Annotated in this window: 16 protein-coding genes and 1 pseudogene; 8 read left to right on the top strand and 9 right to left on the bottom strand. The window is 69.0% G+C overall.

All coding sequences use genetic code 11. The features are described 5' to 3' along the window. Positions 1-143: 143 nt before the first annotated feature. Positions 144-1,007, bottom strand: coding sequence for an esterase/lipase family protein (locus GAS53_RS47055; RefSeq protein WP_192583598.1), 864 nt, complete (start codon positions 1,005-1,007; stop codon positions 144-146). A gap of 303 nt (positions 1,008-1,310) precedes the next feature. On the opposite strand from GAS53_RS47055, the gene GAS53_RS47065 reads away from it, so the two are divergent. Continuing rightward, on the top strand, positions 1,311-1,691 hold the full coding sequence (locus GAS53_RS47065; RefSeq protein ID WP_151483937.1) for an IS110 family transposase: 381 nt from the start codon (positions 1,311-1,313) through the stop codon (positions 1,689-1,691). 339 nt (positions 1,692-2,030) lie between these two features. Here GAS53_RS47065 and GAS53_RS47070 read toward each other — a convergent pair whose 3' ends face one another. From GAS53_RS47070 to GAS53_RS58635, 3 genes are all read right to left on the bottom strand, one after another. Next, positions 2,031-2,501, bottom strand: a complete 471-nt coding sequence (locus GAS53_RS47070) for a beta-ketoacyl-[acyl-carrier-protein] synthase family protein (protein WP_151483938.1) — start codon at positions 2,499-2,501, stop codon at positions 2,031-2,033. A 54-nt stretch (positions 2,502-2,555) separates the two neighbouring features. After that, complete coding sequence (locus GAS53_RS47075) at positions 2,556-3,671, bottom strand: hypothetical protein (protein ID WP_151483939.1); 1,116 nt, start codon at positions 3,669-3,671, stop codon at positions 2,556-2,558. Positions 3,672-3,984: 313 nt separating this feature from the next. Then, positions 3,985-4,791, bottom strand: coding sequence for a DUF4232 domain-containing protein (locus GAS53_RS58635; protein WP_151483940.1), 807 nt, complete (start codon positions 4,789-4,791; stop codon positions 3,985-3,987). A gap of 612 nt (positions 4,792-5,403) precedes the next feature. Between GAS53_RS58635 and GAS53_RS47085 the strand changes: the two genes are divergently transcribed. Together GAS53_RS47085 and GAS53_RS47090 are read left to right on the top strand one after the other, a co-directional pair. After that, on the top strand, positions 5,404-5,610 hold the full coding sequence (locus tag GAS53_RS47085) for a DUF2180 family protein (RefSeq protein WP_151483941.1): 207 nt from the start codon (positions 5,404-5,406) through the stop codon (positions 5,608-5,610). 316 nt (positions 5,611-5,926) lie between these two features. Then, entirely contained in the window at positions 5,927-6,244 is a 318-nt protein-coding gene (locus tag GAS53_RS47090) for a hypothetical protein (protein WP_151483942.1), read from the top strand. Positions 6,245-6,435: 191 nt separating this feature from the next. On the opposite strand, the gene GAS53_RS47095 is transcribed toward GAS53_RS47090, so the two are convergent. The 3 genes from GAS53_RS47095 to GAS53_RS47105 all read right to left on the bottom strand — a co-directional run bounded on the left by GAS53_RS47095 (position 6,436) and on the right by GAS53_RS47105 (position 10,040). Beyond that, complete coding sequence (locus GAS53_RS47095; protein ID WP_151483943.1) at positions 6,436-8,277, bottom strand: glycoside hydrolase family 15 protein; 1,842 nt, start codon at positions 8,275-8,277, stop codon at positions 6,436-6,438. Between the two features lie 28 nt (positions 8,278-8,305). Then, the gene (locus tag GAS53_RS47100; RefSeq protein ID WP_151483944.1) at positions 8,306-9,436 is read right to left on the bottom strand and encodes a PucR family transcriptional regulator; all 1,131 of its coding nucleotides are present in this window, start codon (positions 9,434-9,436) and stop codon (positions 8,306-8,308) included. A 148-nt stretch (positions 9,437-9,584) separates the two neighbouring features. Continuing rightward, positions 9,585-10,040, bottom strand: coding sequence for a CBS domain-containing protein (locus GAS53_RS47105; protein ID WP_151483945.1), 456 nt, complete (start codon positions 10,038-10,040; stop codon positions 9,585-9,587). Between the two features lie 365 nt (positions 10,041-10,405). On the opposite strand from GAS53_RS47105, the gene GAS53_RS47110 reads away from it, so the two are divergent. The 4 genes from GAS53_RS47110 (at position 10,406) to GAS53_RS47125 (ending at position 14,163) form a co-directional block, all read left to right on the top strand. After that, on the top strand, positions 10,406-10,783 hold the full coding sequence (locus GAS53_RS47110; RefSeq protein WP_151483946.1) for a DUF3040 domain-containing protein: 378 nt from the start codon (positions 10,406-10,408) through the stop codon (positions 10,781-10,783). Then, positions 10,770-11,231: a CBS domain-containing protein gene (locus GAS53_RS47115; protein WP_151483947.1), complete on the top strand. Its 462-nt coding sequence runs from the start codon at positions 10,770-10,772 to the stop codon at positions 11,229-11,231. The genes GAS53_RS47110 and GAS53_RS47115 overlap by 14 nt, the downstream gene beginning before the upstream one ends. 80 nt (positions 11,232-11,311) lie before the next feature. Next, positions 11,312-12,517, top strand: a complete 1,206-nt coding sequence (gene nhaA / locus GAS53_RS47120) for a Na+/H+ antiporter NhaA (protein WP_151483948.1) — start codon at positions 11,312-11,314, stop codon at positions 12,515-12,517. A 611-nt stretch (positions 12,518-13,128) separates the two neighbouring features. After that, positions 13,129-14,163, top strand: coding sequence for a PP2C family protein-serine/threonine phosphatase (locus tag GAS53_RS47125; RefSeq protein WP_151483949.1), 1,035 nt, complete (start codon positions 13,129-13,131; stop codon positions 14,161-14,163). Positions 14,164-14,327: 164 nt separating this feature from the next. Here GAS53_RS47125 and GAS53_RS47130 read toward each other — a convergent pair whose 3' ends face one another. Beyond that, entirely contained in the window at positions 14,328-14,795 is a 468-nt protein-coding gene (locus GAS53_RS47130; protein ID WP_192583599.1) for an FG-GAP repeat protein, read from the bottom strand. Positions 14,796-15,463: 668 nt separating this feature from the next. Between GAS53_RS47130 and GAS53_RS47135 the strand changes: the two genes are divergently transcribed. Then, positions 15,464-16,372 carry an esterase/lipase family protein gene (locus tag GAS53_RS47135; RefSeq protein WP_192583600.1) on the top strand — a complete coding sequence of 303 codons (909 nt, stop codon included), beginning with the start codon at positions 15,464-15,466 and terminating at the stop codon, positions 16,370-16,372. 182 nt (positions 16,373-16,554) lie between these two features. Here GAS53_RS47135 and GAS53_RS57230 read toward each other — a convergent pair. After that, positions 16,555-17,077 (bottom strand): annotated as a pseudogene (locus GAS53_RS57230) (NF041680 family putative transposase); the annotation flags it as partial. Positions 17,078-17,165 lie beyond the last annotated feature (88 nt).

Consider the following 17,165-nt stretch of genomic DNA (forward strand, 5'->3'; position numbering starts at 1 on the left):
CTGCTCCTGGTACGGCGATGGCCTCTTCCCGCGGGCCTGCCCTTTCCGTCCCGCGGAGGGGGCAGGCAGGGGAAGTGGTCTTCTCAGCCCTGATGGGCCAGCGGTCGACGAGTCGTTCCGCGTCGGCATTCGGACGTCGTGTGTCAGCAGTCGGGCCGGAACCCCGGATCCGCAGGACCCGGCCGGTCCATGGCGTTCACCGCCCACTGCAGCGGTACGGCGTCAAAAGCGAGTTCGAGATGGTTGATGGTGCTGTCCGGGCATGTGTCCTGCACCGTGATGTTGGTGACCTGGCTGGAGCCTCCCCTCAGCTCAGCGCTGGTGTACGGAAGGATGTATTCGTCGAACTTGGTGCTGATCGTCGTGTAGCTGACTCCCTTCTTCACCTCGTCGCCGTCCTCGTCTTCGGGATCGTTGTTGAGGCGGGTGATGACCTTCGACCCGGGGTCGAACTGCAGGCACGACGGGCAGATCGCGTTGGAGACCCACTCCGGCAGATCGTGGAAGGCGGAGTGGAACTCGGTGCCGTGGTTGGGTGATCCGAGTGCGACGAAGTCGTCGACCCGGGCGGCTCCGCCCTCGAAGCGCAGGTACTGCCGGGGCATGAGCCCGCCCGCACTGTGTCCCAGCAGGTCGGCCTTCCGGGCACCGGTGGCGAGCAGGACCCGCTCGACGAAGAGCTTGAGGTCCTTCGCCGACTCCTCGATCGTCGCCATCCCGGGCAGAGGGTACTTTCCGTTCTCCGTGCCCCAGGTCAGCGCGAAGACGCAGTAGCCCTTGGCGTGCAGCTTCTCCGACATGTAGGGCCAGTTCATGGCCGGCGTAGCGAAGAGACCGTGCACTAGCACCACGGGCTCGGGGTGCTGCTTGCTCGGCCTGCACAACCAGTCGTTGGCCCCGAGCAGCGATGGGTCGACAGACTGGCTCTGTGGTTCGGGGTCGGCGGACTGCGGGCGGGCCAGCGTCAGGGAGGTGAGCGCGGCGACGCAGACCAGCAAAGTGGTCATTCCGGACCAAGTGGTGCGTCGTACCGCTTTGAGATACATAGCGGCTCCGTAAGTTGTCGGGTGGCCCGGGAGGGCCGGATGTAGCTGATGGCGGCATGCTGTTGGTGGCTTCGAGGAGTGGCCGTCCGGTTCTCCGGGGCAGCCTGGCTGCTGATTGAGGGGTGCGCTTCGGTCGCTGTTTACGGAGATGACGGTGGGGCCTCCGGTCGGCGGCACGCTGTAAGGACCGAGGAGGGACGAGTGGGCGAGTGACGGGCTTGGGTCGGCGTCGATGCGGGCAAGGGCCACCACTGGGCGGCGGTCGTGGACGAGACAGGAGCGACGATCTGGTCGCAGAAGATCGACAACGGCGAGTCGGCGATACTGACCGCTTCGGCGAGATCCTTCAGCCGGCCGACGAGGAGCACTGGGCGGTGGACATCTCCGGCACGTCCTCCGCACTGCTGCCCGCCCTGGCTGCGGCCCACGGCCAAGCGGGCCGTTTACATGCCCGGCCGCACCGTCAACCGCATGTCCAGCGCCTACTGCGGTGAGGCCAGGACGGATGCCCGCGATGCCTACGTCATCGCCGAGACCGCCCGCCGCCGGGACTTGGCGCGCATCGAGGTGCCCGCCCAGCCGACTGCCGACCTCGCGCTGCTGACCGCCTACCGCGCCGACCGGGCTGCAGACCGGGCCCGGTGATCAATCGGCTCCGCTGTCCCGCAGATCGCGGTCGAAGCACGCCAGGTGCTTCCCGGTGAGACTCCATAGCGGGCGGAGGAGGGCAGCTCGAACTTCACCTCGCCCTGTACCGACAGCAGCGAACTCAGATGTGCCCCGCACCACATGACCGGGTGGTGGTCTGAGCGGGCCGGCAGGTCCTGGTGGAGGCCGACGGTGACGGTGGCATAGATGTAGTACCAGCCGCTCACCGACAGCGCGGGCACCGTACCCGGCCGATACTGGAGGCCGGAACCTCGGCCCTGCCAGAGAGCACGTCGCGCAGCAGCGGCGGGAACTCGTCCAGGTCGATGACGTCCGTCAGGGGGAGCCGCTCCATCGCACCCGGGGGGCGCCGGGCGTACTCGGCGATCGTCTCGACGGTCTTGCACGGTGGCGGAGCAGCGGCCGCGATCCGGCGCCGCAGCCAGTCGGCGGACCCCAGCCAGACCCCGGCCGCCGCCACCTCCTGGGGGTGCCGAGCATGCGGATCGGCTGGGTCCGCACGCGCCCCTCGCCGATCTGGGTGATGTCCTTGGCGGCGCCGACCTGGCTGAACGCGACTGGTGCCAGGCCGAGTTCACCGGCGGCGACGGCGCCGAGGTTCTGCTGCTCGAAGGTCTCCGGTAGGGACACGCAGACAAAGCCCCTGCTCACGTCCTCGGGGGCGACGCCCACGTCGTCGAGTGCCGCGTACGCGGCGTCGACAACCAGGTCCTTCCAGCCCCGTGCCGCGAGCAAGCCGTGCCGGGTGACACCGGCACCGGCGATGACAACTCCGGGTCCGTCCATGAGTGCCCTCCTGATGAGGGTAAATGAATGTTTATTAACATCAGTGCCCGCAGGCTACCTGTCAAGGCAGCGCGCGATGTTTCTTTGACAGCCACGCAGCCTCGGCCCGCCCCGTCTCGGCCTCGGCTTCGTGCCACTCGTCATCGCCGTCCGGCAGCTCGGCGTGTTCCGCGAAGATGAGCCAGCAGGCGTGGACGCCGGACAGAAGGTCTTCAAGGAGGTCACGGGCGGGCCGGTGAGGGGCGAGCGGCGTGATCCGGATACGGCGAGTTCGGCTGCGAGCCCCTGGTCGGCAGAGGCGTGGCGGCGTACGAGCTCTTCGGCTTCATGGATCTGTTCGAGCAGAGCATCCAGGTTGGGCACTCGTCCCTCGGCGACCTCCATGGCATCGCGGATGAGGTCGATCACGGCTTGGCGGGGTGATGCTCCGCCGTCGAGAAGTTCCAGGGCGCGGGTGGGGGTCTCATGGGGGAGGGCTTCGATGCTGTCAGCCTCTGTGACGACGCGGGCGGGGTGGAGGCCAGAGGCGTCGCCTGCCATTTCTGCGGCGGCCTGCAGCAAATGCGCGGTGGCGACGGCGGCTGCGGTGGGGTCAACACCGGTGAACAACTCATGGGGGCCGAAGGGGTCGCTGTGCAACAGCGAGCTTGCGGCGGCGACCTGAACGGGAGAGGCGTCCTGTCGGTTCAGCAACACCGCCTGCCGCGCCCGCCCATTGAGGTTGCCGAGTTCGGCCTGGCCGACCGCGGCGAGCTTGGCCTCTACTTCAGCGACGACGGCTGCTGAGAGCTGAGTGTCCCCAATGGCATGGAGCGTGCGTCCGATCTGGTGGCCCGATTCGACAATGGGACTGTCATCGACGATCAGGCGTCCGCCGTCCGGCAGATGCGGCTCCCGCACAGCCTGGAGTGCCTCCGTGAAGGAATCGCGCTCGTGCTGCCGACGCCAGCCCTCGCTGTTGGGCTCCAGACTCTCGCTCGCCGAGGCGGGGTGGGTGTGCGTACGCCAGGCAGCTTCCGACAGATACCCGAGCACTTGCGTGAGGTGGAGCAGTTGGTCAGGCGCTGCGGACTCGGCCGCCACGGCGACGGTGAACGCGGTGTTCCCGGCGCCGGTCCCCCAGGAAGCGATCAATGTGCGGCTGTTGGTGTCGTAGGTGTAGTGCGTCATTTTGCGAGCCCCCTCCGGTCCACTTCTTGAATACCGGCAGCCGCTGACAAGACAGGCGATTTTGGGCAGCGCCAGTCCTATGAGGGGCCGTAAGTTCGAGGGACGAGGGAGCATCCGGTGGTGCGCGCGTGCCAGCTGGGGAGGCACCGGGACGCCGGCGTCCTCGCAAGGCAGGCGCTGAGCGTGTCCTGCTGCTGTCCGTTGGCCGATCATTCGCCGTGGTATAGGCGCTGCAGGTCGATGAGCTGGACGGTGTGGTCATGTCTGACGGTGTGTTGGAGTTCGTCGGTGAATCCTGCGCCGCTGAAGCACATCAGTCGGGGTGGCTCGCGCGTGATGGTGCCTTTGGCATGGAGGAGTTCGCGGATGTGCTGAAGGCGCTGGAGGTGACCGATGCCCATCGTGTCATTCCACTTGGCTTCGCCGATGGCGAGCAGGGCTTCGCGGTTGGAGTCCCCGTTGTCACCGTGGCCGAAGACGGCGACGTCGACCTCATGGCTGGTTTTGAGTGGGCCGGCGCGCGCAGCGCCCACGTCGAGCCCGGTGGGTACGCCTGGACCTGCTCGGCCGGGCGTCGGCATGGCTTGTCCGTGACCCCCTGGGCGACGGTGTGCAGGCTTGCGTGCGCGCTGCTGCCGGGTTTCAGCGTCACGGAGGGCGAGTCCGGGCCCTGCCGCTTCGCGGGCTCGCCGATGCGGTGGCCGGAGGAGTCGAGCAGGGTGACGCCGGGATAGCCCTGAAGCGAACAGGGCGAGGAGCCGGTGTTGGTGAAGACCAACGGGGCGTAGCGGTTGCCCGCTCCCGGCGAGATGCGGCCGAGCGAGAGGCCCAACTGGTCGCGGGTGCAGCGAGTGGGCGCCGCGGAGGACGAGGCCGGCGGGGTGACGCCATCGTCCGCGGGGGGTGCGGACGGAGTGCCGGGAGCCCCTGCGGTGGGAGGCCGGGAAGAAGCCGAGGTACGCGGTGTCGTCGGCCCGCCGGCGACGCCCTCGTCTCCGCAGGCGCCGGCCAGCAGGACACCGGCGACCACGGCGCCGGCCGGCAGGAGCCGCGTACGGCGCTGCCGGTTCGGCGCGTCAGCCGCTCGCCGCCGAGTGCCCCATGGGTTCGGTCCGGTCATGCCGACCACTCAGGGGCGTACGGGACACGGTCGTAGCGCGGGGGCTGATCCACGAGGTCCGGGTCGTACCTCCGGCGGGTATCAGAGATCCTGGTCAGAACAGGGATATCGCCCGACTCCACGTGACCTCCGTCCATCGACACGGCGGTTCGCCGGTGGCGCCGCGGAACGCTTTGGGTACCCGGCCCGCCGTCATTGACACCGCCCTGCGCGGCCCTGGCCGGCACCGTCGCCTCCCCGGTCCGCGGGACGACCTTGGCGAGTCGGTCCCCTCCGCGGTCGGCGGCGTACCGGACCCGAGCAGAACGTCGCGGCCGGCCTTGGCGAGCGCCATCGCCGATCGCGTGCAGCTCTGCGTGGCCGATTGCCGCCTCGCGGCCGCCCCGAGGCCGCGGTCGGCCTTGGGCGGAAGCCCTTCGCCGAGGACACACTCCAGGCGTTGACAAGGGGGCCTGTTCTGGGCACGGCCGACCGTGTTTGGGCAGCCCTAACGGGGGGACTGCGCGCGGTACGGGAAGGCAAGAGCCGCGGCAGCGGAGGAGCTGAGACGACCGTGACCGATGCTGGCGAGTCGGCCTCTCCCGGGCAGCCCTCGGCCGAAAGGTCCGCCCCATGAACTGTTATGAATGCGTCCAGCAGAGCCGTACCGCGGCCGCCGTGGCCGTGTGCCGCGTGTGCGGTGCGGCTGTCTGCGCCGACCACGTGCGTACCGAGAGCAAGAGGCTTCGCGGCCCCGCGAGTCCGGGCAAGATGATCCACGACCAGCCGGCCCGGCAGCTGACCTGCCCGGTGTGCCGCGCGGCGGAGGAGTCTCTCTGAGGACGTCGTGGCCGCAATGCTCTCGTGATGCCGTGTCGAGCGGACCAGAGACCCCATCAGGAGCAGAGAGGACGCCCGCACGCCGGGACACCGTGCCCGGTATCTGCTCCCGAGGAAGTCCCGGAGGAATACGGGCGAGTACTGGAACGCGGGCAGACCTGGAGCAGACGCGTCTGAAAGCGGGGAACGCGTGTGACCGGGTTTCGGAGCCGTCTTCGGTGACACCCAGGAATCCGGGACCGGTGCGGATGCCGGGGACGGTCCTGAAAGATTCGGGGACGGTCCTGAAGGATTGTCGAGGAGAGGAGGACGAGACATGGCCGGCACCATGGAGGCCTTGTCCGGGGACGGCCAGGAAGTCGGCCGGGGTGAGGAGTTCGCTCCCCTGGTCGTGCGGCTCGTCTCCGAGGAAGACGGTAGTCCGGTCGGTGGCGCCGTGGTCAGTTACTTCGTCGACGACGCGGAGGGCACCGGCACGGACTTTCACGGCGGCTCTCCGGTCCGGGTCACCAGTGCCGTCGACGGAACCGCGGCGACGGACGTCCCGCTCATTGCGGGCGACTCCGCGGGGCGGGTGACGGTCCGGGCGCTCGCGGACTCCGCCCGCTGCGCGCTGACCTTGCATGTGCGGTAGCCAAGCGGTCATCTCGGCAGACGGGGCGGATGTTTAGCGGGGCGGCCGCGAGCCCGGGGCTTCCAACGCCCGCTCGCGCAGCGAGGCTCACCCCGCTCCCGCGGTGGAACGGACGCAGGTGCTGGGCCGGCTGATACTCACCGGCGATGCAACCGTGTCCTGGCGCGACCCGGCCTCGCGGCCGTCCGACGCTACTGGAACCAGGCCTGGGTGGACAGCTCGGGGCGTATGCCTCTCTGGGTGCGGGCGAGGACCACGGCGCTGGAGAGGAGGCCGACGTGGCTGAGTCCTTGGGGGAAGTTGCCGAGGAACGATCCGTCGCCGGGGTCGATCTGTTCGGGCAGGAGGCCGAGTGGATTGGCGTGGGTGCAGAGTTGTTCGAACAGCTCGGTGGCTTCGTCGGTGCGGCCTTGTCCGGCGAGGTTGTCGACGAGCCAGAAGCTGCACAGGAGGAATGCGCCTTCGGGCTGATCGAGGCCGTCGGAGAAGTCCTTTGGGAGGTAGCGGTAGAGCAGGCCGTCGCCGGCGCCGAGGCGGTCGGTGATGGCCTGCGCGGTCGCCACCATGCGGGGGTGGTCGGCAGGGACGACCCGTCGTAGGGGGAGGGCGAGCAGTGAGGCGTCCAGTCCTCCTGTGGCTCCGAGGTGTTCGGTGAGGGCGCCTGCCCGCTCGTCCCAGGCGTCGCGGAGGATGCGCTCGGTGAGGTCGCGCGCCTCCCGGGCCCATATGTCGGCGTCCCCCGGCAGGTTCAGCCGCCGGGCGAGTCGTGCCGCGCGGTCGAGTGCGACCTGGCACATCGCGGCGGAGTAGGTGAACGGCCGTCCCGTGGTGCGTACTTCCCAGATGCCCTGGTCGGGGTGGCGCCACGCGGTCCGTGCCTGCTCGGCCAGTTCCGCCAGGCGGTTCCAGAGTTCGCGGTTGAACTGTCCTCCGGTCGCCGCCCATTGAAGGGCGCAGTCGAGAATCTCTCCGTAGACGTCGTGCTGGATCTGCTCGGCCGCAGCGTTCCCCCACCGCACCGGCGCTGAGCCCCGGTAGCCCTCCAGTTCCTCGTCGACGGTCTCCGGTGGCGGCGGTAGGCCGTCGACGTCGTACAGGACGCGCGGGCTCGGGTGTCCCTGGGCCGCGGTGAGTGCCCAGTGGAGAAATCCTCCGGCCTCCATGGGAAGTCCGATACGGCGGAGGGCGAAGACCGCGTACGCGGCGTCGCGTATCCAGGCGTAGCGGTAGTCCCAGTTCCGGGTGCCGCCGATGCGTTCAGGCAGGGACGAGGTGGCGGCGGCGACGATGGCGCCGTTTTCGATGTGGTCCAGGAGCTTGAGGGTGATGGCCGACCGGCGTACGAGGTCTGCGCGGGGTACGTCGTCCACGACCTGGGCGGACCAGCGCTGCCAGGCCCGGATGGTGTCATCGAGTGCGTCGGAGAACCGGTGGGGGGCCGCCCGTCGCGCGCTCCAGCGAAGTCCCAGCGACAGTTCCTCGCCCTGATGCAGGGTCAGCGTGGTGTTGTCCGGTGCGGTCAGCGGGAGACTGGTGTGCAGGTGCAGCGCCAGTCCTTGCCGGGGGCAGATGAGGTGCCAGCCGTGGTTGTCCCTCTGGCCCCGCGCGCCGCCGCGGGGGTGCACGCCGATGCGCAGGGTGACGGTGCCGTGAGTCACGCGTGCTCGACGGAGCAACTCGCCCAGGCCGGCGGGGGTGTCTTCTTCGAGCCGGGCTCCGGGTTTCAGGAGGAAGGCGTCGGTCACCTCGACGATGCCGGTGGCCGTGCGCATCTCGGTGACCAGGACGCCGGTGTCCTCCAGATACCGCTGGCGGCTCTGCCGCACCCCTTCGGGCGTCAGGACGAAGGATCCGCCGTTGTTCCGGTCGAGGAGGCTCGCGAACAACGGTGGGGCGTCGAACCGGGGTACGCACAGGAAGCTCACCGCACCGTCGCGGCCGACGAGGGCACACCCTCGGCCGTCGCCCACCAGGCCGTGGTCCGCGATGGGTAGATATCCCTGATCTCGTGCATGGGGCTGCCACATGGTCATCCCTCCGTATTCCCCGACGCGGTGGTGATCAGTCGGCGGGCTGGAGCGGCCGGGAAGGCCAGCCCAGGAGGCGGGCGCCCAGGACGGCGGTCTGCAGGGTGTACCGCTGGTCGGGATCGGCGGGGTCGTAGCCGGTGAGTTGCCGGATGCGAGTGATCCGGTAGGTGACGGAACGGACACTGAGCGCGAGGCGGCGGGCGGTGGTGGTGTTCACGCAGCCGCACTCGAAGTAGGCGGCGAGGGTTTCCAGCAGCGGCCCGGGACCACCGCGGGATCGCTCCAGCGCGCCGAGCACAGTGGCGACCAGATCGGTGATGGCCGCCTGATCTCGCCCCAGGACCTGGAAGACCAGCAGCTCCGAGGCGTGGACCACCGGGGTGGTCAGGCCCAGCCGGGCTGCGAGGTCCAGGGTGCCGCATGCTTCGTGGTAGGAGCGGACGATGCCGCTGGGCCCGGGCCTGGGGCGGCTGATGGCGACATGGTGGGGCTCCGTGCCGGATCGTTGCACCTGGGTGGCGAAGTGCTGGGCAGCGTCCGCCTCGCTGCCGTGCGACACACAGATCAGTCGGCCCCCCTTGGTGGTGACGAGGACATCGTGCACACCGAATGCGGTGGCCATGCCTTCCTCGACATAGCGGGTGGCGGAATCTCCGGCCCCGAAGGCAGTCTCGGCCCGGGCCACCGCGACGCGGTGCGGTCCGACGAGCCGGAGCCCGAACCGCTCGGCCCGCTCCGCCAGCCTGCCCAGATCGGCGCGCCCGTGAAGCAGGTCGTCGACGAACTCCCGCCGCATCGCCTCCTCCCGGCGGATCGCCGCTCGCTGAGCGGTCTCGTGCCCCTCGGCCAGGGCCACCGTCGCCTCACGGAACGCCTGCAAGGTGGCCACGGAGAGCTCGCTCGGGCTGTTCCGGGAGCCGGCCTTGCCTGTCTCGGACGACTCGGGCCAGGCACTGCAGGCAGCGGTCAGGCACTCGGTCAGCAGGCTCCGCAGGGACACACCGCGGTCGGCGGCCGCTGCGGCGCGCGCTCGAAGATCGGCGAGGTCTTCCTCGCGCCGCTGTCGCTGGTCCCGGTTCCGGCCCAGGAGAGCGAGATAGCGATGCGCTATCGGTGAAGGAACCTCCTCATTCCTGCCGACTGATGTGGCGGTGGCAGCCATCCATACTCCCTCGTCGGTTCTGGTTCCTTTACGTGCACTTTGCTGGAAAGTGTCGATAACAAAGGACTGGCCGAGTCGGCCATCGATACCCACCGAAAACGGACCTGCACGCTATTCCTCGCCGACATTCCGGAGACATCTGAGGAATTCACGTCCCTATGAAGTGTTCCAGCAGGCGGACGGCGGTGATCGCGCCGATCACCCGGAACCGGCCGCCGTCGTTTTCGATCACTACTGTCAGCGGGCTCCCGGACCGAGCCATCAATGCCGCCGCGCCCAGAGCCGTCCCGTCGGGGCCGATGACCGGCGGGACAGTCCGCCCCTTCGGCAGCCACTCGGCGACCGACAGGCCATCCAGCACTTCCGTCGACTGCTCGATATCCCCTTCTCTGAGCACGTCCACCAGTGCGGGGTTCTCGATGATGTAGGTGGGAAGCAAGGACTTGATGGCCTCGGAGCCGGACAGGATGGCGTAGGGCCGACCGTCAGCGTCGACTACCAGGAGGGCGGGCAACTTCTGCCGTGCCATCAGGCGGGCGGCGTCCAAGGCCGCGCTGTCTGCCGAGACGTAGGGAAAGGGCTCGGCCAGGTCATGTGCGAACACGGTCTGCCCCCGATCGGAAAGAGAAGGGCTATTCCTTGTTCGCCGACCAGGCTTCCCGGCACTCCACACACAAGCCTACAGGGGCCTTACGTATTCACATCGAGGCCCTGACCTCTCTTGCGCAACTTTGCCGGAGGCCGGAAGGGAACGTCTGCCCAAGTCGGCCGACCCTGTACGTCGACATCGGGCGTCCACACGTTTCCCAGGGGTATTTCGATCCATGTACTTCCGGGAGAGCCCCCCCGGTGACGAGGGGAGGGCCGTCATGTTCCGGTGGCTGCTCCAAAGGGTCGGTGCGGCACCGGTCCCCCACGTCCAGGTGCTCCCGCCCAGTTGTGAGGTTACGAAGCATTCAGGGGGTCGGCATGAATCCCTCGATGGACGAAGAACGCACCTTCTCCCGGATCGAACGATGCCTCGCCCGGGATGATCCCGAACTCGCCGCACGCATCGACAGGCTCAACAACCAGTTCACGGGCGAGCCCCCGAACGGCCCTGGGAAGAAGGCCGATCGGCTGACCGTCACCACCATCGTCGTCAGCATCCTCGCCCTGGTGGGCCTGATCCTCGCGGCCCTCCTCATGGACCCGCCGGAACGCGGCGCCCAGGACCCCGCACCACCCCATCGCGTCGCCCCCGGCATCTCCACGCAAGTCCAGAGCCAACGGCGCGTCCCACGCACCCCGAGAACTCCAGCCGGACGACACCCCGTCGAGAGGGCCGCCCGCCATGCGTGCACGTGATCTCGCCCAGCCCTACGCGTCGATCGGTGCCGACCGCGATGCCGCGACCGCGGTCCGGCTCATGATCGATGGGCGCCTGCCTGGTCTGCTGGTCGCCGACAGCGAGGGCCTGCCGTACGCGATCCTTTCTGGCGATCAAGTGGTCAGGGCACACCTGCCCTTCTATGTATGGGAAGACCCTGTGCTCGCCCGGGTCATCGACGAGCCATACGCCGACCGCATCGGGCAGGCACTCGCGGGACGACGGATCGCCGACTGCCTGCCGCCGGGCCGGCCCTTCCTGCCCGCCGTCGCGCCCGACAGCACGGCAATCGAGGTCGCGGAGCTGATGGCGCGTACCCGCAGCCATCTCGTCGCCGTCGTCGAGCGGCGCGGCCACGGCGCGCCCCGGCTCCTCGGCATCATCACGACAGCCCGCCTGCTGGAACAGCTCCACAGCGGCGTATGAGCGGAAGTCCGCCATGCGCCTGAAGAACCGCGAGAGCGGTCCCTTCCTCGGCCGCCTTCCGCGCCCGGAGCGGAACGTCGGTGGCAGACGCGCTGCGCACCGAGACGGTCGGCGGCATCCTCCTGCTCGCCGCCGCGACCACGGCCCTGGTGTGGGCCAACTCGCTGCTCAGCGCGGCGTATGAGTCGGTGCGCGACTTCCACCTGGGCATCAAGGCACTGGGCCTGGATCTGTCCATCGCCCACTGGACCTCGGACGGACTGCTGACGATCTTCTTCGTCGCCGGCGCCGAACTCAAACGCGAGCTGGCGGTCGGCCGGTTTCGCACCGCCGCGACGGCCGTGCTCCCGCTCGTCGCGGCGCTGTGCGGGATGGCGGTCCCGGCACTGGTCTACGGGCTCGTCTCCACCTCCGCGGGCGGCGGTTGGAACGGCTGGGCGGTCCCCATGGCCACCGACATCGCCTTCGCCCTGGGCGTCCTCGCGGTGATCGACACCCATCTCCCCTCCGCCCTGCGCGCCTTCCTGCTCAGCCTCGCGGTAGTCGACGACCTGGGCGCCATTCTCGTCATCGCCATCTTCTACACGGCGACCATCAGCCTGCCGCAGCTCGTCGGGGCCGTGCTGGGCCTGGGGCTGTTCTACTGGCTGCACCACCGCAAACGGGCTCACGGCTGGTACTGGTACGTTCCCCTCGCGCTGGCCATCTGGGCGCTGACCTACACCAGTGGCGTGCACGCCACCGTCGCCGGAGTGGCCATGGGCCTGCTGCTGCGCGTGGCCAGGGACGGCCCCGATGAGGCCCGGCCGGCCGAGCACATCGAGCACATCGTCCGGCCGCTCTCCGCCGGAGTCGCGGTCCCTCTCTTCGCCCTCTTCGCAGCCGGGGTGAGCCTGTCGAGCAAGACGCTGACCGAAGTCCTCGGCAGCCCCGAACCCCTCGGCGTGACCATCGGCCTGGCCGCCGGCAAAACGCTGGGCATCTTCGCCGGCTCCTACCTGGCCGTCCGCTTCACCCGCGCACAGCTCAACCCCGACCTCGCCTGGGCTGACGTCTTCGCCCTGTCGATGCTCGCCGGGATCGGCTTCACCGTCTCCCTCCTGATCGGCGAACTCGCCTACCCCGACCCGGCAGACGCCGAACCGATCAAGGCCGCCGTCCTTCTGGGCTCCCTCACCGCCGCGCTCGTCGCGTCCGTTCTACTCAGGATGCGCAACGCCAAGTACCGCAGGCTGTACGAAGAGGAGAACGCAGACGAGGACACTCCCGGCCGGCATGGAAGGTGAGCTGCTCGCCGTTGGGCGGCTACCCAAGGAAGGGACCGGGGTTCGTCCAGGCGGCCACTCCTGTTCGGCGGCGGTCGGAGGGGGCCGGTGGCGATGGGTTCGGGTTCGGGGCGGGTGATTCCGGGCGGGCGATGGCGCTGATCGCCCATTCCTCCTCCACCAGGCGGTGGATGTCCTCAAAGCGATGGCGTTTCCGTCGGTGGCATCGCCTCCTGCTCGGCGTGTTCGCGCAGGGAGTTGCGGTGCTGGTGGCAGGTCTTCTCCACCGCGGCGGACAGGTTCTGAATCGGACCGGTGTCCGCAGCCCCGCGCCGGGTTCGGCGGCATGCTCCTTCGGCGACATCCGCTACGGGCTGTGGAGGCGGACCCCGAAGCGGTCGGAACGCGCGGCGCCCGCCTCGTGCGTGGGATCCATGGCGGCAGTGGGGTGGTGCCGGACAAAGGAGCTGTGCACCGCGGGTCCGTCGGGCGGAGACTTTGCCTAGGCTTTGTGCAGGGCGGAAGGGGGCACTGGGCTTTCCACCGCTCAGGTCTCCCGGTGCACCGGGAAACTGACAGCCGTCCTTTCTCCTCCGCCGGAGTTCACTGTGCCCCACCAGGGAAGCCGCCCCATGCCGCTCACCGCGTTGTCCGCGTTGCCCTTCGCGGTGATGCTCATCGTGGCGGTGGTGGATCTGAGCGCCGGGCCCGGCGTCGGCTTCCTACCGCTCGTTTCTCTCGGCCCGGCCTTCGCCGGGCTCGTCGGCGGTTGGCGGCGCACGGCGGCGATCGGCACGGTGGCCCTGGCACTGTGTGTGGCTCTGGGGCTGTACAACGGCCTGATCGACGCCCGGCGGGGCCACACAGCTCTGGTATCCGTGGTGGGGGTGACCGCCGCGGGCATCGTCGCCGCCGTGATGCGGCAGCGCCGGGAGACCGAGCTGGCCAGCGTCCGCTCGATCGCGGAAGTGGCTCAGCGAGTGCTCCTCAGACCCGTTCCGCGCAGCGCCGGACCGCTGCGGACCGCCGTGTCGTACAGCTCAGCGGTCGCCGAGGCCCGTATCGGCGGCGACTTGTACGAAGTGGTCGCAACGCCCCACGGTGTACGGGTGATCGTGGGTGACGTCCAGGGCAAGGGGCTGGAGGCGGTGGAGACCGCCGCCATCGTGCTGGGTACCTTCCGGGAGGCCGCGCCTGAGGAGCCCGATCTTGCGGCGGTGGGACGCCGCCTGGAGCGTGCCGCCGACCGTGAGATGCGGGGCGAGAGGTTCGTGACGGCGATCCTCGCCGAGGTCACCGGCGACCGGGCCGTGACCCTGCTCAGCTACGGCCACCCCGCGCCCATGCTCGTACGCGCCGACGGAACCGTCCGCTTCCCCGAGCCGCCCGATTACGCCCTGCCACTCGGCCTCGGTGTGCACGGGGCGCTGGCCCCGCAGCCCTATAGCGTGGACTTCGCCGCGGGCGACCAGCTGCTGCTCCACACCGACGGAGTCACCGAGGCACGGAACCCGTCGGGAACGTTCTATCCGCTCGGCGAGCGGGCTTATCTACTGAAGGAGCCCGACCCCGAGGCCGCGCTGGCGGCGCTCCGGAAAGATCTTGCCCAGTATGTCGAAGGACCTCTCCACGACGACGCGGCCATGCTCCTGCTGCGCTACCGCTGACGGCGAGCCGCAGCGCCGACGCCACCCGCCGTCGTCTCCGTCCTCGTCACGAGGCACGGATGCCGTGGTCATCGGCCCGTTGGAGCTGATCCGCTGGCGGGTGCCCAGGCAAGTGGTCGCGGTGGACCCACTGCCGGACTCCGGCAACGAGTTCGCTTGGCGGGTCAGGTTGCCGCGGGCGTGCGGTTGCCGGTTACGGGGTCAAGGTCTGGCCGAGGCGGGAGCCCGCGGGGGTGCCCAGGGTGTGGCGGCCGTAGTAGACGCAACTTGTCGTTGGCCTCGGTCCAGCCGGTGATGCCGCTGGTGTCCTGGTTGTAGCTCAGTGCACCGGAGCCGGTCAGGCCGGCCGACGTGCCCTTCAGCAGCAGGGCCAGGCCCGCGTTGGACTGGTTGGCGCCGCTGCGGGTGATGTCCTCGTTCGGCAGACCGGTCAGCACGTCGGCGTAGTCGTCGAGGTTGTAGTCGTCGGCGGAGACGGACCAGCCCATGGCGTCGCCGGCTTCGGCGGCGCCCGGAACTCCTGTGGTGTCCTGGTGGATCATGGTCATGCCAGTGGTGGTGAAGCCGGTGGAGGTGCCGGGGACGACGATGACTTGGCCGCCGACCTTGGCGCCGGACTCGGCGAGCGCCAAGCGGCCTGGGCCTCCACGTCCGGCGACACGTCCGGAGCGCTCTGAAGAAATGTCGTGCGCACTCTCTTGACAGCCCGTTCGGTGTCCGTGAGGGTGATGTGAATGAACATTCATTAACTATGATCTTAAGTGCACAAATGGGCGGAACAGGCGCTGTCATTCCTGGTCCCGCTGCTGCGCGGCGCGGCTTGTGCCCGGCGCGGGACTGGAGGGCTCATGGTCGCGTCCCCCGCGTGACCGTCGACAGAGCAGGAATCGTCCCCGAGAAACGTCAGCGGCGGCTTCGTTTCGGCCTCCCCGCCGGACACCTTCGATCAACAGAATCTCGGCGCCGTCGCGGCCAGCCAACGCGGCCTGGCACCAGCCGCGTTCAGGGCGAACTGCGCAAGACGCCCACGTCGAAGGTGCGCAAGCACACGCTGCGCCCGCAGGGGCGACGGACGAGACCAGGCGGGCCCGCCGCCGCCAGGGCCCGCATACCGCGGAACGCCGAACGGGGCCACACGGCGCTGGTCCGTACCGTGCCTGAAGGGTTTCACGCACACGCACACGCGCTCTCCCCCACCACAACTACCGATGCGTTGGAGGACCTTCTGGTCATCAGTGAACGGAAAACCCCGCAATTCGCCGGGCTGTGACCCGGTTCGGCCGGACAGAAGGAGCTGTGCGTGTCTGTCGAAAGCGTTTCACGCACTGGTCGGTCCCGTGCGGTCACCTTGTCGGTGTGCCTGATCGCGATCGTCGCAGCGGTACTGGGCACTTCGCTGCCCGCCCACTCCGCGCCACAGAATCAGCCCCCCAGAGCCAAGGCCGGCCAGATCCCCGACCCCCCGCTGCCCGATGCCGACAACTGGCTCTGCAGGCCAACCGAACGGCATCCCGACCCCGTGGTGCTGGTGCACGGTCTCTTCGCGACGCCCAGCGTCAACTGGCCGTTCGTCGCGGAAGGGCTGCGCAAGGCGGGATTCTGCGTCTTCGCCCTGACCTACGGCACCGGGAATGGCGAGTATCCGTTGCCCGCGGTGGCACCGCTCGAGGAGTCGGCGAAGGACCTCAAGCATTACGTCGACCGCGTGCGGATCGTCACTGGTGCCAAGAAGGTCGACCTGGTGGGACACAGCGCGGGTGGGCTGATGCCCCGTCAGTACCTGCGCTTCGAAGGCGGAGCCAGGTTCGTCGACGACTTGGTCGCCCTCGGGCCGCCGAACCACGGCACCGAGTTCCGCTCCCCGTGGCACGACATGCCGAAGTGGGTCGCCAACGCATTCTGCCCGTCATGCCTGCAGTTCACCGCCGGTTCGAAGTTCATCGTCCACCTCAACGAGGGGCACGAGGTGGAGCCCGGCGTCAGCTACACCACCATCAGCACAAAACTCGACGAGTACATCATCCCGTACACCAGTGCCCGGCTGAAGGGAGCACCCGGTCAGGTCACCAATATCACGGTGCAGGAAAAATGCCCGGGCAGCACCATCAACCACCTCGGGCTCGCCTTCGACGCGGTTCCACTGCAGTGGGTGGTGAACGCGCTGGAGCGGCCAGGCCCGGCGGACCCGGCATTCCAGCCCATCTGCTGACCCCGAAGGGATGAGCAACCACTCTCCCTGCCCGCCCCTTTCCACACAGGACGGGAGGGGCGGGGCCCGGGAAACTGCCCAGTCGAGCACCCCACCGGGAGGCTCGCTGAGCTGAGACGGGTGCGTGCCGGCCGTGCCCGGGACCGGAGTTGACCTTGACCTTCGCCGACAGCACTTCATGCTGGTTGGTCGGCCGGGCCTGCAGTGCTGGGTTTCGGTGCCCCGGCCGACTGAGGGGTTGTCTGTGGAGGCGGCGAAATCCTCGACGGACACGTGCGGGTGTGAGGCGCCCTGAGCGTGGTGGCCGCTCCCAGGGTTGCGGAGGTCTTCTGCGAGGGGCCGGGCGAGGCGGAGTTGCGTGTGGGCGGCAATGACCAGCCAGGTCCAGCGATCGGCGGCGGCCGGCTCACGGAGTTTAGGAACGGTCCACCCCAAGGTCTGCTTCACCATTCTGAAGGTGTGTTCAAGATCGAATCTGCGCAGGAACGCCTGCCAGAGCCGGTCCACATCCCCGGCCGCGGCACCGGTGGCCGACCACCACAGCCAGACCGGCCTTGGGCGGCGGTCTCCACGGAGGTGGTCGACCTGAAGACGGATGACGGTGCCTTCGACGACCGGCAGCTCTCCTTCGGGGTAGTCGGCCCAGGCCGAGCGCCGGACCAGCAGCGGGTGCAGACGGTCCCAGGCGGTGGCGACGGCCTTGCCCTAGGGGGTGTCTTCAAATGTCACGCCCACATCAGGAGCGATGCGAGGGTGACGGCTGCTTGGTAGGACTCGGCGGTCTTCTCGTAGC

This window comes from Streptomyces albicerus, assembly GCF_008905045.1.
GTDB lineage: Bacteria > Actinomycetota > Actinomycetes > Streptomycetales > Streptomycetaceae > Streptomyces > Streptomyces albicerus.